Here is a 20,312-nt window from a genome sequence, read left to right on the forward strand (position 1 = left end):
TTCAGACACCCGGCCAAATACTATCCTGAGTAGTCGAAAAAACGATTTACTCTGCTCTTATAATTATCTTTCAGGTTCAATCTGGCTCAGAAATATCAAATTATCAAATATTTTTGTTGAAAACAACTTCCGCCTGCCTCAGCCTATCGCCAAGCACATAAGCCAGATGCTGTTCGGCCAAACGCATATGACGGTAAAAGGTCGCCCTGCTCATATGAAAGGATGCTGCGAGCTCGCTTTTATTCCGGTCCTTGCGCAGATAACCCGCGATTAAGATTTCCTTCTCCATTGCCGTCAGCGGCCCCGCCTGATGAGTGTCGGCCAGAATCTCCTGAATGGTTGCCCTCACCTGCATCCCGCTCCAACAGAAACGCCGCATGACAGGGAGTTCTTCTAGCTTGTCTAGCTCAAACAGCCGTTCCAGCATTTGCTTCATTTCATTTCTTTCAATGGATAGACGATGATCGTTCTCCCTTGGAAGCGCTGGTTGAGCTGCTGCTGTCTCTGTTTGCCGAATGATCCGCTGAATCCACTGATCAAAGGCCGATTGCCGAAAATCAAGCTCCCATGTCGTCAACTCGATGCCCGCGAATCCCGTCACTTTCCCGCACGCTTGAAAGCCTAGTACCGATAATAAGGCATTCAACTGCGGATCCGCTGCCGCCAGGATCCCCCGCAGCCCCCTAGTCATATGGACCAGCCACTGCTCCATCAGCAAGGCCCCCAGCTCTTCGGGACGATATAAGGAATGCTCGGAATTGACTGCGGACAACAGGACGAATATCGTATCGGCCGCCTCCAGAGGAAGCTCATGCAGCGAAAAAGCTTCTTCGCCCAGCATCTGTCTGCATCCAGGCGCGTATCGTTCCAGCAAGGGCATGCTCAAGGCGTGCAGCCACAGACCTGCGCAGAACGCCAGCGGTCTCCCCTTCTCGTCCCGCACAACAAAGATCCCCTCGGGAAATCGAGCGGCAATCCCGTCCAGCAAAGCCGGGTAATCGGCGGGTTCGACCAGCTCGGACTGCCAGTCGGAACCGAGAATCGACGCCTTCATAAAGCGCTGCAACTCCGGCAGATCCTCCAGCTGGAACGGCTTCTGCTCGCCGGGCTTCAGGCTTGACGAGAAATTGGCATAAGCATGGGCCGAGGGCAAGAATTCGCGGTACAGCTCCATGATATGGGCACTCAGGCGCATCTGCATCCGTTGATCGACCGAATGAAACCGCTCCGCCAGCAGGACGAACGCCCGATGGCGAACCGCTTCGAATTGCTCGGGGGTTCTGCGGGCGAAATCCTCCCGTAGGATTCGAGCGACGACCTGATGCAGCGATATTCCATCCATCGTATCCCGAACAAATGAAAGGGCCGTCAGCTGGTAGTAGTCCGCCCCTTCCAAGGGCTTGTCCAACAAACGGTTCAGCAGCGCCTCATCGGCTGCTGGCAGGAGCGACAAGGCCGTCAGCGCGCGGTAGAGGTTGGGGGAGGCTGCTTCCCGCAAAAATTCGGCGCTCAAAACTGCCGGAACTTCCCGCCATACATCCCGCTCTTCCGCAGATTCGGAAAACAGCATATCCACGGTCAAGGCGAGCGACAACGGGTGGCCGTCCGTCTTCTGGGCAATCTCCCTTCCCTTTGCAATTCCACAGGCAAGCCGCTGCTACCTAAATAATCGTAGACCTCTTCTCGCGTAAACAGCCGCAAAGGGAATCTTCGTAGTCGGGACTTCCATTCCGGATTCGTCTGCCACTGGAGCGGCAGTCCATTGCGCGAGGCACATACGAACAACACGCGGGCAGACTTCAATTCCGGAAGGAAGCTCGAAAACAGCCAGCCTTCCAGCCTTTCAATCTCCTCACAGTTGTCTATGAGCAAGACGGTAGGCACCAGCGACAGCTCCGAAGCGATGTAAGACAGCAGCGCCGCATCCCGATCCCGGGTTCTACCGTATTCGGTTGCCAGACTCATCTCCAGGCTCGCCAGAAAAGAACCCGATGTCGTTAAGCCGCCTCGTCCGTCCAGCCAAAGAGAACGTACGGAAAACTGCCTTGCCGTGCGAGCCATTTGAAGCAGCAGCGTTGTTTTGCCAATGCCCCCGATCCCTGATATCGAAAAGATGGATGTCTTCGCCCGGGCGTCCGTCAGCCAATCCGTGAAGCTCATCATTTCCCGATCAAAACCGATGATGCGATGCCTTGCCATGTTCTCCATTCGTTATATCCTCACCCCATCCGCTTCCCGCAAGCCGAAATCCGCTAACCAATCTACCTTCTATTTGTATACTATACTATGTTTCGAGATTGCGGACAGGCATGATCAAGGAAGAAACGCAAAAAAACGCGCACATTCTGGCGGAATGTACGCGTGAGCCATGCGGCTGCGATTAGTTGATGAAATTCAAGTAGTGGAGCATCCGGTGTAAGAGAGCGGCGCTTTGGGCCCGCGTTGCAAATGCCTGCGGAGCGAACGCTGCATTCCCGATGCCTTCGATCAAGCCCGCGGCCAGCAGCTCGGCAGCCGGTCCCTTGGCCCAGCCGGATACCTCGGCATGATCCGAGAAACGTTCTAACACGGAGGCGTCCTGCTGCGGAAGCTCTCCTGCGTACCGGACAGCTCTGCCCAGCATAACCGCCGCCTGCTCTCGCGTGACCCCAGCGTCCGGACGGAACGAACCGTCGGCATAGCCTTCGATCAGGCCGGCCGCGGAAGCCGCTCCAACCGCACCCGCGTACCACGCTTCGTTCGGTGCAACATCAGAGTAAGAAGCTCGCTGCGGCTTATCGGCCAGCTCGAGCGCACGGGCGAGCATCGCTACGAACTCGGCGCGGGTCACCGTACGGTTGGGGTCTAACCTGCCGTCAGCCGATCCGTTCACGATCAGCTTGTTCGCCATCCGCTCGATATCGTCTTGCGCCCAATGCCCCCGGATATCCTCGAAGGTTCGGTTAGAGCGTACCGCAGTGTATATGCCGTTATGCGCGCTGTACAAAGTCGCCGTCTCCCTTTCGAAAACGGACGGGACATAGTGCAGCTTCCCAGCATCATCCACCCGGATGACCGTGGAACGATTAGGATCAGCCACAGCGTTCATTGAGAATGTCCGCTCCATGTACGTGCCCTCGGCTTCAAGTCTCTCATCACCATCGCCGTACAAGTCAAAGCTCGTCGGTTCCGCCAGCATGACGTACCCTTGGCGGGCCAGCTCTTCCTCCAGCTCGCGGTTTGCAGACTTCGTCATTTTCGCAATGGCGATCGTTACAGCCGCTCGATTCCGAAGGTCGCTTAGAACGGGCAGCGGAACGCTGTAGCTTGCGCCGTTCACCCCAATCCGAATGGCGGCGTTCGGCCTAGCCGCAAGGAGTTCCTGCAGCGCTTCCGCCGGAAGATCCACCTTCACCACCGGCTCTTCATTGTCGATGTCGATGACGATTTCATCCCCGCCGGCAGCCCACGACCGTACCAGCTCGGCGCCCGGGATAAGCCGTAGAACGGTACGTCCGTCAGGCTCCTGTTCTTTCTTGATGGTCACCCGAACGTGTTGACCGTTGATCGTCACGGTCATCCTTGGATCCGCCGTAGGGGCAGGGACAGGAGCGGAAGAAGGACCCCCGCTATAGGATGGAGATTCAACGGGTTCAGGGGTCTCCAGTACAGGGGGATTGGCAGCGCTCAGATCGATGCGTCCTACATCCGCTGTCTCACCCGCTAAGACATTCACGGTTGTCGTATGGCTGCCATAACCCTCTGCCGTCACCGTAAGCGTATGGATGCCTGCGGTCACGTTCGTTAGCGCAAAATCCCCATTAGCGTAGGTGACGTCCGTTACGCCGCCGGCCGATACCGATGCACCAGTCAGCGGCGTATTACCAATGCCATATACCGAGCCGATGACCGTCCCTGTTGCCACAGGCGCTGACTGCACCATAACCGTAGCGGAAGCCGTGTACCCGCCATCGGCCGTTGTCACCGTAATGATCGCCGTACCTTCAGCGATCGGCGTCACCTCGCCGCTCTGGCTCACCGCCGCGACGGCTGGGTCGCTGGAGGTCCAGGCGACCGCAGGGTTTGTCGCATTCACCGGCGTAAGGACGGCTGTCAGCTTCTGCGAAGCCCCTCCTGCCGCAAGGGTTAGCTCCGTCTGATCCAGCGTCACTCCCGTAACGCGGACCTGGTCTTGAATGTGAGCTGCTTCTACCTGGACGCTGCTCCATGCCTCGATGGACTTCTGTTCATCCACCTCAAATACCTGAAGATATTGACCCGGAATCGGATGCAAAATATCCGAGCCTAGCGAGTATAGGACCGCTTCGCCAGGCAGCGCACCCCCCCTTAGGGGACGCACACCGGCATCTGGCCCGAGCAGATATGCAAACGTGTGGCCGGGATCGCTCGGGACCGCCGTCACGCTTGTCGACCCGTTCGCGCTGCCTGGACTAACGACAAATTCGTCGATGTCAGGAGCAGATTCATCCACGTGCAGGGTCAACACCGTGCTGACCGTGCTTCCGCCCGCATCGGTTGCCGAAATCGCAACCGTGAATGTGCCACTCTCCTTAGGACTGCCTTCGATCATGCCATAGGCTGTCATCGATAGGTCATCCGGAAGTCCGTAGGCATTCCATGTCAGCCCGCCCCTTGAACCATCGAAAGCGTCCATCGCAATCGAATAGGGGGCGTCCTTGATTGCCCGCGGAAGATCGGTCGTCAAGATGCCGGGGCGTAAATAAGGATAGCCGCCATTGACGCCAGCATCCATGGCCCAAAGATCGGTGAAGCCCCAGCCATGATAGTTGGAGGCTGCCTTCATGTCATTGGTCGTAAGGCCCGTGAGATGAGGCGAGCCTATGATATCCCCACTCCCCACGCCAGTGGTTAAGGACGATGCCGCGATATCATAATACGAGGCATTGATCGTGGCAACCGCCATGGTTCCGATAACCCCCCCCACGGCGTAATAGATAACGCTTCCGGATTGCATGACGGCAGCCGAAGAATAGCTGTTGGCAATGGTTCCGTATATCAGTTGTCCGGCTAAACCGCCCCCAAAATAATAGTAACCTCCCCCCGAATTCGTTACCGTTCCGGTGGCATACGAGTCGTTGATCTTGCCCGCTCCCTGAGATCCGACCAGCCCTCCGGCATACTGATTGGGGGTATCTCCGCTCTTCACGGCAGCGGATGAAGATGAGCGGAGAATGCTCGAATCGCCATTGGCCGCTCCGGCCAACCCGCCTGATGCGCTCACGTAACCCGTATCTCCGGCCGTAACCGTGCCCTGCGAATGCGAGTTGATGATGCTGCCGCCGATCAGATGACCCACCAATCCGCCGGCATAGCTGCCACCGTTCACTTGAACCGTAACGTCCAGATTACGGATCGTACCCGAAACACGGCCGAAGAAGCCGGTAAACTGCAAAGCTCCTCCATCAATGGTGAGGCCTTTGATCCGGTATCCCCTTCCGTCGAAAATGCCGCTGAAGACGCTCGCTTCATCGGCTAAGGGCACCCAATCGTATCCGGTCATATCGATGTCGCCGGTCAATCGGATATTCCGATCCAGATAGGACGCTTGATTCCGATCGATATAGGCCAGTTCCTCTGCGGTCCCGACCCACACCCAACCGTCCGCTTCGGACGGAATCGAGGCGCTACCGGACCGGACCACAGACGCAGCGGAAGCCAAGGGAGCAAGCACCGCCGAAAAAATGAGCAGTACCGCCAGCATGATGGACATTTTTTTCATAAACCCGTTTCTCCTTTTACATCAGCGAAGTCAAGCGATGAGTCGTAGATATACTCCGTGATCTGATAGATTCAACATCTTCAATCAGTGTAAACCAATTGTCGATCAAGAACTGTCTCATTTTTGTTTCATGTTCAAGGAGGGCTGTTATAAACGAAAACCGAGCCAATCCCAGAGGCCGACCCTGCGTTCCGCTTCCATTTTCTGAAATATATATGTCATTTTCTGAAATTCATCAGTCCTATTTTTCTAAGACAAGAGGCTGATATTCGGTTTGCAAAAATAAAGCGCATGAGGCGAAATCAAGAGGAACGGGGCCTAATTAATGACGTTTTTGTAATCTTTAGACCTAATTTTGTGACGCTCTTGTCATTTTTAAAGCAGCGGCATCCAGGAAATGGGTAGTGCACTTTATCTAAAAGTGCGTTAGTCTAATTGCCGGGAGATCAACCGATTTACCAAGGAGGGATGCCGCGGCACATCGGATGGACACCCGGTCTTGCCAGTTCTTCTATCCTGCAAACCCCAACAAGGTTGACGGGGCGGGTACCAGCACCTTAGATTATGCAGCATGCTGCGGCCACCATCATTAACAGGGAGGAAGGCTGCAGGCTATTCCCTTTTTTCCAACTATTCCTATAGGAAAATATATTTTCAGGTGACTGGGCGGATAAGGGGAACAGAACACCCATTTTCACCCCCTATGATCGCTTGAAACAAAACGATCACGAGATGTACCGGTACATAGTACGGCGCATGCCATAGAAATGCGTGAAGGGGCAAAAGCCAAAAATAAGGAGGAGCTTATACCATTGAAGTTAAGATCACGATTATTCTCTAAACTTGTTGCACTTACCGTTATTGGAGCCATCGCTGCCGCTCCGCTGCAGATTGCAAACGCAGAATCGAATGATGGAGGAGCGCGTCCGTGGATGAACACATCTCAATCCGCCGAGAAACGCACGGAGCTATTGCTAGACGCCATGACGCTATCCGAGAAAATTGATTTTGTTACCGGGAACGTCAATAACAATTACGGGTTTTATAACGCTCCTATTGAGCGGCTTGGCATTCCCGCGTTAACGATGGCCGACGGGCCGACCGGCGTGCGGGTCGCCAATCCGGAAATTCAGGATAAACAATCGACGGCTCTCCCTACTCCGATTGCGCTGGCCGCAACCTGGAACACGACAACCGCTTCGGAGTACGGAGACCTGGTGGGCAACGAATCCTTTAACACCACCCATAACGTCCTGCTCGGTCCGGGATTCGATATCGCCCGTCTGCCTTGGGGCTCCCGGAATTTCGAATCCATGGGGGAAGATCCTTTGCTGCAGTCAAAGATGGGCGTTGCTTATGTCAATGCGGTTCAAAAATATCCGGTTATCGCGACAGCCAAGCATTTTCTGTTGAACAACCAGGAAACCGACCGTTTCACGGTGAACTCGATCGCTAGTGAACGCGCGATGCAGGAAGTATACCTGCGTCCATTCGCCGCAGCCATCGAGAAAGCCAGCCTGGGCTCGGCCATGTGCTCCTTCAATGAGATCAACGGCACGCCGGCCTGCGAAAATAAAGAGGTCTTGACTACGATGCTCCGAGACCAGTTGAACTTCAATGGTTTCGTCATGAGCGACTACGGCGCCAACCTGAGCACGGCTCCTTCGGCCAACGCGGGTCTTGACTTGGAAACCCCCGGGGACCCTTACGGATTTTGGGGCTCTAAGCTTATGAACGCCGTCCAAAACGGCGAAGTCTCTGAGGACGTCATTGACAAGATGGTAAGCAATATTCTGTTCCAAATGTTTGACAAGGGGCTGTTTGATCATCCGGCGGTAAATAAACAGATTCCGGCAGCCGAGCATGGAGCGAAAGCACAGCAGATTGCCGAAGAGAGCATGGTGCTTCTGCAAAACAAAGATAATGCTCTGCCGCTGAAAGCAGACAGCCTGAAATCGATCGCCGTTATCGGTCCGGATGCGGACAACTATGCAACAGTTGGCGGCAGCTCGCTTGTGAAGCCGACTTATACGGTAAGCCCGCTGGAGGCCATCCGCAAACGTGCCGGAAAGGGCGTTGAAGTGAAATATGCAGCCGGTACCGATCCGATTTCCACCGCGGATATTATGAATGGACCATCGGCCATTCCATCTTCGATGCTGAGCCCCGTTGATGAGAACGGTAATGTAATTCAAGGCGAGCATGGACTTCGCGCGGAATATTTCAATAACACGAATCTCGAAGGCCAACCTTCCGTGGTACGCACGGATGGCCAAGTGAATATGAACCTTGGTTTTTATAATTATGACGGATTAAACGGACAGTCCTCCAAGCTGACTCCCGTCCCTGGCGATTTGAACGGCAGAATGTCGGCACGCTGGACCGGCGCGATTGCAGCCCCACAGGACGGCGAATACACCCTGTCGCTCTCGAGCTTCGGCTCCAGCAAGCTGTATTTCGACGGCAAGCTTCTGATCGATAATAAAGGTGAGAAGGTGGCTACCGAGAAAGCGACGCTGCAGCTGAAAGCCGGCGAAAGCCACGACGTGCGCATTGAATACCGCACGGATTGGACGGACGGCGACAGCGATTTTGGCGGACTGGTCCGCTTCGGCTGGGAAGCGCCGGAAGAGGTAACCGATTCGAAGATGCAGAAGGCTGTTGATCTTGCGGGTAAATCCGACGTTGCCGTCGTGGTGACGCGTACCTATGAAAGCGAAGGGTACATCGACCGTTCCGACCTGGATCTTCCGAATAACCAGGAGCAATTGATCAAGAAGGTGGCTGCAGCTAATCCGAATACGATCGTGGTTCAAATGAGCGGCAGAGCCGTGCAAATGAACGGCTGGCAAGATGACGTTAAATCCATCGTGCAAGCCTGGTATGCCGGGCAGGAGCAGGGTGACGCCATCGCCAGCGTGCTGTTTGGCGACGTGAATCCATCCGGTAAACTGCCGATAACCATTCCTGTCGACGAGCATTCCACCCCGGTTTCGGATGAAAAGCAATTCCCTGGAGTAAACGGAGACGCGGAATACTCTGAGGACATTTTCGTGGGATATAAAGGGTACGAGAAAGAAGGCATCCAACCGGCGTTCGCGTTTGGTCACGGCCTGTCCTACACGACCTTTGACTATAGAAATCTGAAGACGAAAGCTAAAGGGACTGGGCAGGACTCCACGATTGAAGTCTCGCTGAACCTCCGGAATACGGGAGCTGTAACGGGCGCGGAGGTTGTGCAAGTCTATGCAGGCAAGCTTCCGACCAGCGTAGCAACACCGTCCAAACAGCTGGCTGGCTTTGCCAAAGTCGAGCTTAAACCGGGCAAACAGCAGCGCGTAACGGTTAAGCTTGATCCTAAGGCCTTCTCATATTGGGATGAAAATAAAAAGAGCTGGGTTATGCCTTCCGGACAAGTGCCGATCTATGTAGGCGGCGCCTCCGACGACATTCGCCTTACAGGCAGCGTCGCTGTTAAAGGCTCCGGCAAATAACCATACGATTCATTCATTCTATTCATCAATTCTTAGCCTGGGGCGTTTTCGCCCCGGGACTTTTTGTTAGGAGATAAGGAGGAGCGGAATTTGAAACTAACGGAGAAGACGGCGGTATTGAAAGGCGAGACCGCGGCCCAAGCCGTAACAGAAACCAAGCTCCTATCCGGCCGGGCGAATAAACCGGGAAGCACACAGCGGCGCAGACGGTTCCTGCTCAGTCTGCTGCTGCTCGTTCTCCTGCTGCTGATCTGTTCTATAGCCATCCCGCCCGGTACAAAAGGCGAAATCTCTTCCGAGGTATGGCTAACGACCGGCGATCAGACCAACCTGCTCACCCAAAAGGCGCCCGTCGCATTCACGAATCAAGCTTCAAGCCAGGAAACCCTCAACATCAAGGTGAATCCGGAAATCCGTTATCAAACCATGGACGGTTTTGGCGCAGCGATTACCGGCTCTTCGGCTTATCTGATCAACCATACCATGACCGAAGCTCAGCGAAGTTCCCTTCTGGGCGATTTGTTTACGGAAGAAGGCATCCGCCTCAGCTTTGTCCGACATACGATCGGCGCTTCCGATTTTTCCGTGGATGAACAAGGCCGCCCGAGCAGCTATACGTATGACGATATCGAATCGGGAATGGATTACGGCATGGAGCACTTTTCAATAGCTAAGGATGCGGATGTGGTCTCCCTGCTGCAAAACATGCTGAAGAAAAACCATGCGGTCAAAATACTGGGCACCCCCTGGACCGCCCCGCCGTGGATGAAATATGGGGAGAAGACATACAACGGCTGGTATTTGGATTATACCAATCCCAAGGTTTATGCCGCTTATGCGGATTATTTCGTGAAATACATTCAGGCGTATGAGGCATCGGGAATTCCGATTTACGGCCTGACGGTTCAGAACGAACCGGCATTCACGTCGCCGGACTATCCAAGCATGAGCATGGGTGCCGAGGAGCAGGCACGGTTCATCCGGGATTACCTCGGCCCCGCCTTTACCAAGCAAGGGATCGGGACTAAAATTATCGCTTTCGACCATAATTGGGGACTTGGGGAAGCGTACGCCCGACAAGTTCTTGGAGACGCAGGAGCCGCTTCGTATATCGACGGAACCGCGTACCATTGTTATGAAGGCTCCGCGGAGGCCATGTCGGCCGTTCACCATGATTTTCCGGACAAAAATATATACCTTACAGAATGCAGCGGCGGACAATGGAGCCCGGACTTTGGCGACAACCTTAGCTGGCAAATGGACCACCTGATCGTCGGTGCACCGCGAAATGCCGCCAAAACGGTTCTTTTCTGGAACCTGGCGCTGGACCCCAGCGGGGGGCCGACCAACGGAGGCTGCAAGGACTGCCGAGGTGTGATTACGGTGAATCCTGCAACGGGAGACGTGGAAAAAAACGTGGAATATTATGCTCTCGGGCATGCCAGCAAATTTGTGGATCCCGGGGCTGTCCGGATCGCATCTACTCGTTACAAAGGTAAATTAGAAACCGTGGCATATGAGAATCCCGACGGCTCCCTTGTCCTGATCGGCGCCAATCCAGGAGCCGAGGAGCTGCCCTTTAGCGTGGAATGGAACGGTAAAGCTTTCTCTTACAGCCTGCCTCCCCAAAGCGCCGTCACTTTTAAATGGCTGCCGGGTTCCGGGAGCCGCTCCTAAAAGGAAACGTTTAGCTTTCTAGACCTTCTATCTTTATCAGACCAGTCTTTTGTTTCAAGTCAAGGAGGCCTGTTATAAACAAAAAAAACCGAGCGAACCCCAGGGACCGGCCCTGCTCTTCGCTCGGTTATTTCTGCTTCAAGTTAGTTCCTGCACATTGCATGCGGAATCCTTCCAAACATATGCTGCATTAAAAATGCGGAAATCATCCTAGAGATAGATGTCTTAACTTATCCGGATTCGCGACCGTATAGATTGTCTGAATTTTATGATCGCGATAAGCGAAGGAATACACGTATTGGACGGTTTCATCCAGCAGGAATCGGATCCCCGGGAGTCCGTTCACCATGAGGAAAGAGTACGTAAATCGGCCTGCATACGTTTTGATCAGGAACTGATGGAATTTCAGCACGAGTTCAAATCCAACCACAGGCACTTGCGCCGCTTTGACTTTGCCTCCGCCATCCGAGTAGAAAACCACATCTTCGCTAACCAGCTCTAGCAGTCTAGTCGTATCTCCCTGCAACAGCGATGCCACGAAATCCTTGATATGCTTCTCCGCCGTCGATACCGACGGTTGCTGGTCCGGATCGAAATGGATGCTCTTCTTGGCGCGATGGAAAATTTGCCGGCAGTTCGCGTTGCTCTTCCCGACCATATCGGCAATTTCTTCAAATGAATACTGGAAAATCTCCCGCAGGAGAAAAACCGCCCGTTCCATCGCATTCAGCTGCTGCAACAGCAATAGGTAGGCCGTGGAAATCGACTCTGAGCGCAAATACGTGTCGGAGGGATCGCCAACCGAAGCTCCATCCGAAGCCCCCCTCTCAATGAGAGGCTCCGGGAGCCAGGGGCCGACGTACAACTCCCTTTTTTTGACGGATGAGCGTAAAAGGTCCAGACACCGATTCGTAACGATTTTGTATAAATACGCCCGTTCATTTCGAATGGCATCCGCATCCTGAAGCCTTTCATAACTCAGGAAGGCCTCTTGTACGATATCCTCCGCATCCATGACGCTTCCGAGCATTCGATAGGCTAAAGAAAAAAGCGGAGCTTTATAAAGCTTATACAATTCCTCGATGCTCATAAAGGTCAGTCCTTTCCTTCCGTTCAAGGGAGAGGATGTGTTGCACCGCTCTTTTGGCACTTGCCGTCGCGGCATCCACCAATAGTTCACCATGTGACGCCCAATCTCCTGCTACATATAAACCGCTAATTTCGGGAACGGCCGGTCCGGGATTAACACGTCCGTTCACATGCATAAAATCATGAGAAACCGTCATTTTCGGCAGGTATTGTTTGACAATCAGCTCTTCCCGCCACCCCGGCTGCACCAAGTCCAGCATCCCCTCAAGCTCGCGCAAATCCTTATTCGGGTCGGTCTCTTTCCCTTGGTATTTCAGAACGGATATGACTTGCGCACCGTCGTCGCTTAGATAAGCAGCACGGGATTGATTGGAAAGAAAGACGGTTTGATCGATGCCGTATACAAATTGTTGTTTGGGTTTTGGGAGACGTCTCAATGCAACATCCAGGCAGGCTGCCGTGATTTCGATCGCTTGTTCTTTCCAGATATGAAGGGCGGTTTTTTCTGAAAAAGGCACCAGCTGATGGGCAATCGAAGGCGGTGTGGCGAGAACGACATGGTGTGCGCCGATCTTCGCTCCATCCTTGCACAGCACGTGACGCACGCTGCCATCCTGGACATCGATGGACGTAACCAGGCTGTTCGTTACAAACCGCACGCTGAGATCGGATGCCTTTCTTCTTAACGCTTCGACCAATTCGCCCCAGCCTCGATCCAGATACAACACACCTTTAAGGGCACTTTGAAGCTGCTTCAATGCAGGACCTGCTGCTGGCAAATCCGGCCCCACCACATAACTTGCGGTTCGCAGCAAAGAATAGAAAATATTACGCACCATCGGATCCCGCAAATTCGATTCGACCCATTCGCGAATACTGATGCGATCATAGGGGTGAGTATCCATTTTACCGAGTTTCCCCAGCCAGGCAGCAAGCTCCAGCTTCCCTTTCCAAGACAAGAGCGGGGTCGTGAATAAAGATTTCATATCCGTGGGCAAAATGCTCAATTTCCCCTTCCACACCCCATAACCTTCAATCGAGGGCTCCGCTCCCTGTACGTGAATTCCCAAATCCATGAAAGTCGCGTAAGCATCTCCCTTATACAAGGCATGCCCGCCCAGATTGAAGTAAGCCCCTTTTTTCTTCATGGACATGGCCCGGCCGCCTAATCGTTCCTGTTTCTCAATGATGAGCGTTTGCTTCCCTGCTTTCGCTGCATAAATTGCAGCGGTCAACCCGGCAATCCCTCCGCCAACAACGACCACATCATACTGTTGCATCGTTCATCATTCCCTTCGATTTTTACCTGTATGACGGGCAAGGGGTGCGGAGTGTGACAGGAATCGAAAAAAAATTATGAGGCTTATCCTTGCGTGAAAATGAGAGCCCTCCCGAGAAGGGAGGCGCTCGGAACAAAAATATCTCCCCGGGCCGTCTCAACCACCGGGAATCCATTCGATTCAAGATGCCGCCGGGTAATGGCAAGGTCTCGCACCTTTACTACATATCCGGCAAATCCCGGTGAGGACGTGAAGGCTTCTCCCGGGATCGTTTTCATATCATGGACCACATGCCCCATATGATGGATTTTGTTAATTTCGGTCTTCATGGACAAGCGAGTGCCCTCCAATGAATAAAATCCTTGTAACTTTCCAGCTTTTTTTACGTCATAAAGTATGACACCATATTTTGGAGGGAAATTCATGAAAAAAATATCGCAAATTTCAATCGCGCTGCTATGCAGTGCGGCTCTAATTGCTCCAAGCTACAACATATCTTCAGCAGCTTCAAAACAGGAACCACATGTAATCATCAACAACACAAGTCTATCCTCTGAAGATATACTTCTAAAAAACAACCAAGTATTTATTACCTTAACGGGAGCCAAGACTTTAGACGATTTAACGTTTAAGTGGAACAATAAGACAAAGCAAGTGACTGTCCAAGGAAAAGAGACTCATTTAATACTCACGATCAATAAAACAACTGCACAAAAGAATAGTGAACCCGTAAAACTTAGCTCCGCGCCGTTCATCCATAAAGGCAAGACCATGATTCCTTTGCGCTTTGTTACAGAAGCAATGAGCAGCTCCGTAACCTGGAATCAGGCGACCCAAACCGCATATATCACAAAAGCAAGTTCAAAACTGACCAAGGATTATAAAAGCGACGAGCTTAGTACTGCAAGAAATGCAGCCATAAATTTGCCAAGGGTTTCCCAACTACCGAAAGAATTTGAGCCGACATTGGATACGTTTAGTCTTCAATATTATTTTCCTGAACGGGAATCAGGCCAGTTCATAGAAGTAAATAATAACGTAGTTAGTTACTATAAAATTTCTAACCATACGGCTTACCTGAAATGGCAGGGCCTCCTGGGTGATAAACCAGGCACAGCAAACGACCTGTATTTTATTAATCGCATGTTAATAGATGAAGCTGGAACACTTCCGTCATTTAAGGGTACAACCTTTGCAAGCTTCCGTTGGATGCCTCATATTGGAGCTACGGGCTATAGCCTTATTAACAAACAAAACTGGAATAAGGTCACATATAAAGATCAGGAACTCGAGCAAAATCAAATGAAGGAAAATTATATTATCGTGGAAATTCCCGAAGAATAAATAATCTATTGTTTTACGTAAAAAAATGACTTATTCGGGTCCAAATGTTGAGGAAGATGATGTTTCAACGACATTTTATCGAGGAGGATTTATACGATGGGTCTTTACTACGAAGTTCATGGGAGTGGCAGGCCAGTTGTATTAATCCATAGCGGCGCTATGGATTCTCGTGATTGGAACTTTATTACGCCAAAGCTAGCTAATTCAAAGTCATCATATACGATGTACGTGGAGCCGGAAGGTCCCCAGTTCCAGAAGCACCAATTGACCATGTTGGGGACTTAAGGCAGCTATTAGCCGAACTTAACATTGACGAAGCTGTACTCATTGGTCATTCCCTAGGAGGTCAAATTGCTGTTGATTTCTCTCTGACCTATCCGAGCATCGTGTCTAAACTCGTATTAATTGCTCCTGGCCTATCCGGGTATCAATTTTCTCCTGAGTATGCTGAACTAGAGAAACAAGCTGCCAAAGCGTTGCCGGACGTCAATAAAATGATTGATCTAACATTGAGCGAACCTTCCTGGAGCATTCCACCAGGAGAAGCCTATGATTTACTACGTGAAATGATGAGACACAACATTCAAAAGACATTTGAATGGAAAACTTACGAAACGGTTTCCTTACCTCCCGCATTAGGAAGGTTGGACGAAATTCAGGCAGAGGCTTTATTATTGATCGGCGAGAATGAATCCAAAGATCTTTTTCGCATAGCTGAGTTATATAATCAAATTCCTAAAATTAAAGTCGTTCGAATACCTGGCGCGAATCATATCATTACCCTGACCCATCCTGACGACATTTGCGAACATATTCTCCATGATTTGAGTCTTCATAAACAGGAAGGTCAATAAATGTAGAAACGAAACTCTTCATTAACAGAAGGCATCCCGCTTTGTCTCCAAACGAAATGTAATCATAAAAAACTGCACCTCCGTTGTTAGTTCTGTCTAACAATTGGGGTGCGGTTTCATTATCACTATCATATGTTTCTGATGCTCACTCTATGGGGTGCTCTACCCAAGTTGGGGAGAGCCATTGCTCCGCATTTACTTGAACTCTTGCCCGGTTTGCCCGATTTTTCTTTTCATAAATATGGCCACTTCCCCATCTATAGCATCATCATTGGTGTAATAGGATAAATCAATGCCTTCGATTTCAAATCCACATTTTCTGTAGAACCTTATAGCATTTACGTTCGTGTTTTGCGTTTCCAGGTTTATTGCTCTTATTCCGTTTCCTTCTGCAAGACGTACTAATTCATCCATCAATTGTTTGCCAACATGCATTCTTCTATAGTCTTCCGAGACTTGGAAATGCCAAATCAAAACGGTATTATTCCACTTTATTTCCTCAGCGATTACGACCCCGATTAATCGAGTACCTATGTATGCTCCTAGTGAATATCCCATGGGAGCGATCTTGCTGTATAGCTCCAAATCATCTTCACTGTCTGTATATTCTTTATGATACGGTGCTTCAAGCTCTACTAATTGAATGTCGATCGTGGTTCTTTCTTCATTTTCAATTTTGGTCACCTTGTACTTTGCGTTTGAGGAATATCCACACTCCCCAAGTTCAGTTTGTTCTTCGTCCGTGAACCTATGAATCGGTTTAATGCATATAGCTTCTATGGAAATCACCCTCTATAAAAATAATCCCGACTGTCCCGCTGCCTAAAGACACGTGCACGTCATGTACAGACTACGATGCATTAGTCGTTGTGGTTGTATCCTAGCTTTTAATAAAAACAATCTTCACGCCTACCACCTGATCCTGCCCATTCACCGCCTTGTACACGCCGTACGCCCCGTCGCCAATGCCGGTACGCGAGACAACGCCTCCCTCGAGAACACCCGCCTCTTCCCCGCTTTCGGTGATATCACAGCAGGCATAATACCATTCCGTATCCGTGCCGTCCGATGATCCTTCCGCATCCGGAATCCGGTATTTGTGAATATCAAAAATCCCAGCCTGTCCGCTGTCCACCCCCGCCACGAAAGGACACTTGATCCACTCCAAGGATGCCCCTTGTTCCGCAACGGACTGATGGTATGCCGTCAGCTTGGCGTTGGCTTCACCCCAGTCCGGGATCTCCGCCTTCTCCACTTCCGAGACCCACGTTCCATTCAATGCAGGCTCCACTACACCCATAATAACGATGCTCGTATCTAGTTCGTAACACGGATCCGCAACAACCAATTGTCCGGAAGTTACTTCAAAATTACCCAGTTGAATGATCAATGAGGATACCTCCCATAACCGCTTGGATTTACATCTATTCTATCATGGGTGCAAAGGAAAGTTTAATGACGCACCAGGATGGTTATCCATCAGGATAGGGTATTACAATCGCTCCTATTCGACATGTATCTACATCTATTCGCCTTTAGGGTATGGACGAATCCTTTTTGAAGGTCTATAATAACAACCACATTCCAAAAAACGAACATTAAGGCGGTAACCATGAGTAAATATATGCAATTATTTCAAGGCACGTCTTTTTCAAGCAAATCGCCCACAGAAATTCAAGTATTACGGGACCATCTGTATTGCATCAATGACGACGGTATGATTGAGCGAATCGTCGCCCCGGAGGACGCCGAGTACGCGTCCTTGCTGGATGCGTATCAAGGCACTGACAAATTTCAACGGTTAGAGGCGGGTCAATATTTCTTGCCTGGTTTTGTCGACTTGCATGTGCATGCGCCGCAGTGGGCCCAATCTGGAACCGCATTAGACATCCCGCTCTACGACTGGTTAAATACGTACACCTTCCCGCTGGAATCGAAATTTTCCGATCTCGAGTTTGCGCGCACGGTTTACGACGATGTGGTCAGCACCTTACTGGCCAACGGAACGACAACGGCTCTTTATTTTGCAACGGTGCATAAGGAAGCCAGCTTGCTGTTAGCCCAAATCTGTGCGAGCAAAGGCCAGCGCGGACTTGTTGGCAAAGTCGTCATGGACGATCCCGAGCAGAATCCGGAATACTATCGCGATGCGGACACATCCACCGCACTTGCGGATACGGAAGAATTTATTATCGCTGTACAGGAATTAGCCAAGACTACAAAACAAGGCGTCTATCCCGTCGTCACCCCACGATTCATTCCAAGCTGCACCGATGAGGGGCTTAGAGGCTTAGGCGAGCTGGCTGCCAAATATGACACCTATGTTCAATCCCACTGCAGCGAAAGCGATTGGGCGCACGGATATGTCAAGAATCGATTCCACAAGAACGATGCGTTTGCGTTACATGATTTTGGCCTGCTGCGGGATAAATCCGTTATGGCGCATTGCAATTTTCTGGAGGATCAGGATGCGGAGTTATTTGCGGACACCGGCACCGCGATTGCCCATTGTCCGATATCCAACGCGTATTTCGCCAACAGCGTCATCCCGGTCGCCCGTTTCCATGCCAAAAATGTCGAGATCGGCCTGGGCTCGGATATCTCCGGCGGCTTCTCGCCAAGCCTCTTCGATAATATTCGACAAGCGGTAATATCCTCGCGGATGCTGGAGGATGGCGTTAACCCTTCCCTTCCTGCCGAAGATCGCGGCGTACCCGATTCGCGCATTACGATCCATCAGGCATTCTATCTGGCAACGGCCGGCGGCGGGGATAGTCTGAGCTTGCCGATCGGTCGTATCCAGGAAGGCTATGCATGGGATGTGCAGGTGATCGATACGAGCATTCCATCCGCCAAGCTGCCGATTTTCGATGAGCATGAGGATGTGCACGATATTTTTCAGAAAATCATGTATTTGGCAAGACCTGAGCATATCCGCGAGGTATGGGTGCAAGGGGACAAGGTCCATTCGCGTTAAGCATGATAGATCAATTAATCTAAACATTCGAGGTGTCCATCGGAGTGAAAACACAAGCAGACAAGCAAAATGACGCACAAACGAATTCACAGCAATTAACGGTTCCGCCCGACGGCAAAATTTCCTTCGGAAAATCCGCCATTCTCGGTTTGCAGCATGTCGTCGCGATGGACGTCTACGTCGTTCCGTTCCTGATTGCCATGTTAATCGGCTTAGCGCCCAATCAGTCCAGCGCCTTAATTCAATCCACGTTTATCGCGGCCGGGCTTGCCACGATCGTGCAGACGTACTTCTGTATGAAGCTGCCGATGGCGCAGGGTCCTTCCTATGTTCCGCTCGGCGCGATTGTCGCCATTTATGCCGCCAGCGGCGGCGGGGAGACGGGCTGGGGCTCGGTGCTGGGTGCCAGCTTGGTTGGTGCTGTTCTCGTGGTGATTTTGGGATATACGGGAATCTTCAATAAAATCGTGAAATCCTTCATCCCGCCGATTGTAGGGGGCACGATTATTTTCATTGTCGGTCTCTCGTTACTGCCGGTTGCCATCCGCGACAATATCTATGGCGCCACGGACGCTGCCATCAATCAGAACGTGCTGCTGGCGCTGATCTCAGCAGGTGCACTCCTTCTATTCGTAGCCCTCGGTTCATTGATGCGAGCGAAAGGCGCGATCTTCCGAGTTACCTCCGTCATGATCGCGTTAATCATCGGATGCATATCGGCTAACTTCATGGGTGTCCTTAATTTCAGCGCTGTCGCAAGCGCCAAGTGGTTCAGCATGCCGCAGCTGCCGTTTAAGGATTTTGGCTTCTCATTTGATCTCTCGGCGATCATCACCATGGTCATCATTTACCTCGTACTCTTGGCGGAAACGACAGGGACATGGTTTGCAATCAGCAACGTCATTGATAAACCGTTAACGGATAAGAACATTAACCGCGGGGTTATTGGCGAAGGGATTAGCTGTCTGATCGCTTCGGTACTCGGTTCAACGCCGGTTACCGGCTATTCCACCAATGCAGGCATTATTTCCATCACGGGCGTAGCCAGTCGCCGGGTCTTCCTTGCGGTAGGCGGATGGTTCGTCCTGTTCGGCTGTTCCGGTAAATTGGCTGCGCTGATCTCCTCGATCCCAACGGCTGTCATCGGCGGCGTATTCGCGATCGTCTGCGGCATCATCTCGATTAACGGAATCCAGGTCATGAAGAACGTAACCATTCGCGAGAAGGAAATGTACATTATCGCCATCCCGATGATTCTGACGTTGGCGCTAGTGCTCATTCCTAAAGATTTCTTATATACGCTTCCTACGTTCGTGCAATATCTATTGGGCTCCCCAATTCTGGCTGCTTCCCTTGCAGCGATTGTGTTGAATAAGTTACTGCCGAGCGCGAAGTAGGTTGTAAAGCGAGGCAAAAACGAGCGGATTATATGTAAGCTAAGCACGTCTGCCCCCAAAGAGGCTGCGTTCATCGCAGACTTTGGGGGTGTTTTTTATAGTTAGGGGATAAACACTTCGTTACACACAAAGTCTAGGAGCTTAGAAGATGCTTGCTGTTTATTAGGTGATGGCAGGTGTTTTATATTTCTGCATGTTGGGCTGGGCAATTCACAAAAGAAAATAAGACCCTGCAACATATAAGCGCAGAGTCTCACCTGTTTATTTCATTTCAATTAGTCTTTTTAGCCATTTAATCGTAATTTCGTCTTTTACCTCTGGATTCATATCTGCAGGAAACTGTAAATATTGTTCTTCCTCTGGCAACTTATGCAGTTGACTCTGAATCGTAGCATCAGCCGTGCTGTCATTGTAATATTCCGGGAAGCGAAATTCTTGTCCTTGAAGTGACCGATAAACG

The 20,312-nt window shown here is 51.3% G+C and carries 14 protein-coding genes and 1 pseudogene; 6 read left to right on the forward strand and 9 right to left on the reverse strand.

Annotation, left to right across the window (positions count from 1 at the left end):
- Positions 1-103: 103 nt before the first annotated feature.
- From NST44_RS30750 to NST44_RS30760, 3 genes are all read right to left on the reverse strand, one after another.
- A complete protein-coding gene (locus tag NST44_RS30750) occupies positions 104-1,594 on the reverse strand; it encodes a bacterio-opsin activator (RefSeq protein WP_340901494.1) in 1,491 nt (496 codons plus the stop codon).
- Positions 1,579-2,208, reverse strand: a complete 630-nt coding sequence (locus NST44_RS30755) for a hypothetical protein (protein WP_251536584.1) — start codon at positions 2,206-2,208, stop codon at positions 1,579-1,581. The genes NST44_RS30750 and NST44_RS30755 overlap by 16 nt, the downstream gene beginning before the upstream one ends.
- Positions 2,209-2,380: 172 nt before the next feature.
- Positions 2,381-5,740: an S-layer homology domain-containing protein gene (locus tag NST44_RS30760; RefSeq protein WP_251536582.1), complete on the reverse strand. Its 3,360-nt coding sequence runs from the start codon at positions 5,738-5,740 to the stop codon at positions 2,381-2,383.
- 812 nt (positions 5,741-6,552) lie between these two features.
- On the opposite strand from NST44_RS30760, the gene NST44_RS30765 reads away from it, so the two are divergent.
- Complete coding sequence (locus NST44_RS30765; RefSeq protein ID WP_340901495.1) at positions 6,553-9,234, forward strand: glycoside hydrolase family 3 C-terminal domain-containing protein; 2,682 nt, start codon at positions 6,553-6,555, stop codon at positions 9,232-9,234.
- Between the two features lie 90 nt (positions 9,235-9,324).
- Positions 9,325-10,911, forward strand: a complete 1,587-nt coding sequence (locus NST44_RS30770; RefSeq protein ID WP_340901496.1) for a glycoside hydrolase family 30 protein — start codon at positions 9,325-9,327, stop codon at positions 10,909-10,911.
- Positions 10,912-11,116: 205 nt separating this feature from the next.
- On the opposite strand, the gene sigJ is transcribed toward NST44_RS30770, so the two are convergent.
- The 3 genes from sigJ to NST44_RS30785 form a co-directional block, all read right to left on the reverse strand.
- The gene (gene sigJ / locus NST44_RS30775; protein WP_340901497.1) at positions 11,117-12,001 is read right to left on the reverse strand and encodes an RNA polymerase sigma factor SigJ; all 885 of its coding nucleotides are present in this window, start codon (positions 11,999-12,001) and stop codon (positions 11,117-11,119) included.
- Positions 11,979-13,280, reverse strand: coding sequence for a phytoene desaturase family protein (locus NST44_RS30780; protein WP_340901498.1), 1,302 nt, complete (start codon positions 13,278-13,280; stop codon positions 11,979-11,981). The genes sigJ and NST44_RS30780 overlap by 23 nt, the downstream gene beginning before the upstream one ends.
- Before the next feature lie 83 nt (positions 13,281-13,363).
- Positions 13,364-13,615: a hypothetical protein gene (locus tag NST44_RS30785; RefSeq protein ID WP_251536574.1), complete on the reverse strand. Its 252-nt coding sequence runs from the start codon at positions 13,613-13,615 to the stop codon at positions 13,364-13,366.
- Between the two features lie 88 nt (positions 13,616-13,703).
- Here NST44_RS30785 and NST44_RS30790 point away from each other — a divergent pair, with 88 nt between their 5' ends.
- Positions 13,704-14,624 carry a copper amine oxidase N-terminal domain-containing protein gene (locus NST44_RS30790; RefSeq protein WP_144870930.1) on the forward strand — a complete coding sequence of 307 codons (921 nt, stop codon included), beginning with the start codon at positions 13,704-13,706 and terminating at the stop codon, positions 14,622-14,624.
- A gap of 263 nt (positions 14,625-14,887) precedes the next feature.
- Positions 14,888-15,478 (forward strand): alpha/beta fold hydrolase, encoded by a 591-nt coding sequence (locus NST44_RS30795; RefSeq protein WP_340901502.1) that lies wholly within the window; start codon positions 14,888-14,890, stop codon positions 15,476-15,478.
- Positions 15,479-15,673: 195 nt separating this feature from the next.
- Here NST44_RS30795 and NST44_RS30800 read toward each other — a convergent pair whose 3' ends face one another.
- Positions 15,674-16,267: a GNAT family N-acetyltransferase gene (locus tag NST44_RS30800; protein ID WP_340901499.1), complete on the reverse strand. Its 594-nt coding sequence runs from the start codon at positions 16,265-16,267 to the stop codon at positions 15,674-15,676.
- Positions 16,268-16,358: 91 nt separating this feature from the next.
- Complete coding sequence (locus NST44_RS30805) at positions 16,359-16,868, reverse strand: DUF4241 domain-containing protein (protein WP_144870926.1); 510 nt, start codon at positions 16,866-16,868, stop codon at positions 16,359-16,361.
- A 222-nt stretch (positions 16,869-17,090) separates the two neighbouring features.
- On the opposite strand from NST44_RS30805, the gene guaD reads away from it, so the two are divergent.
- Positions 17,091-18,455, forward strand: a complete 1,365-nt coding sequence (gene guaD / locus NST44_RS30810; protein ID WP_210095355.1) for a guanine deaminase — start codon at positions 17,091-17,093, stop codon at positions 18,453-18,455.
- Between the two features lie 44 nt (positions 18,456-18,499).
- On the forward strand, positions 18,500-19,852 hold the full coding sequence (locus tag NST44_RS30815) for a uracil-xanthine permease family protein (RefSeq protein ID WP_340901500.1): 1,353 nt from the start codon (positions 18,500-18,502) through the stop codon (positions 19,850-19,852).
- Positions 19,853-20,113: 261 nt separating this feature from the next.
- Here NST44_RS30815 and NST44_RS30820 read toward each other — a convergent pair.
- Positions 20,114-20,312 (reverse strand): annotated as a pseudogene (locus NST44_RS30820) (hypothetical protein); the annotation flags it as partial.

This window comes from Paenibacillus sp. FSL W8-0919 (genome assembly GCF_038003785.1).
GTDB lineage: Bacteria > Bacillota > Bacilli > Paenibacillales > Paenibacillaceae > Paenibacillus_AQ > Paenibacillus_AQ lactis.

Coding starts and splice junctions, on each gene's coding strand:
- NST44_RS30780 (WP_340901498.1), bottom strand. CDS start 13,280: ATGCAACAGTATGATGTGGTCGTTGTTGGCGGAGGGATTGCCGGGTTG.
- NST44_RS30760 (WP_251536582.1), bottom strand. CDS start 5,740: ATGAAAAAAATGTCCATCATGCTGGCGGTACTGCTCATTTTTTCGGCG.
- sigJ (WP_340901497.1), bottom strand. CDS start 12,001: ATGAGCATCGAGGAATTGTATAAGCTTTATAAAGCTCCGCTTTTTTCT.
- guaD (WP_210095355.1), top strand. CDS start 17,091: ATGAGTAAATATATGCAATTATTTCAAGGCACGTCTTTTTCAAGCAAA.
- NST44_RS30755 (WP_251536584.1), bottom strand. CDS start 2,208: ATGGAGAACATGGCAAGGCATCGCATCATCGGTTTTGATCGGGAAATG.
- NST44_RS30790 (WP_144870930.1), top strand. CDS start 13,704: ATGAAAAAAATATCGCAAATTTCAATCGCGCTGCTATGCAGTGCGGCT.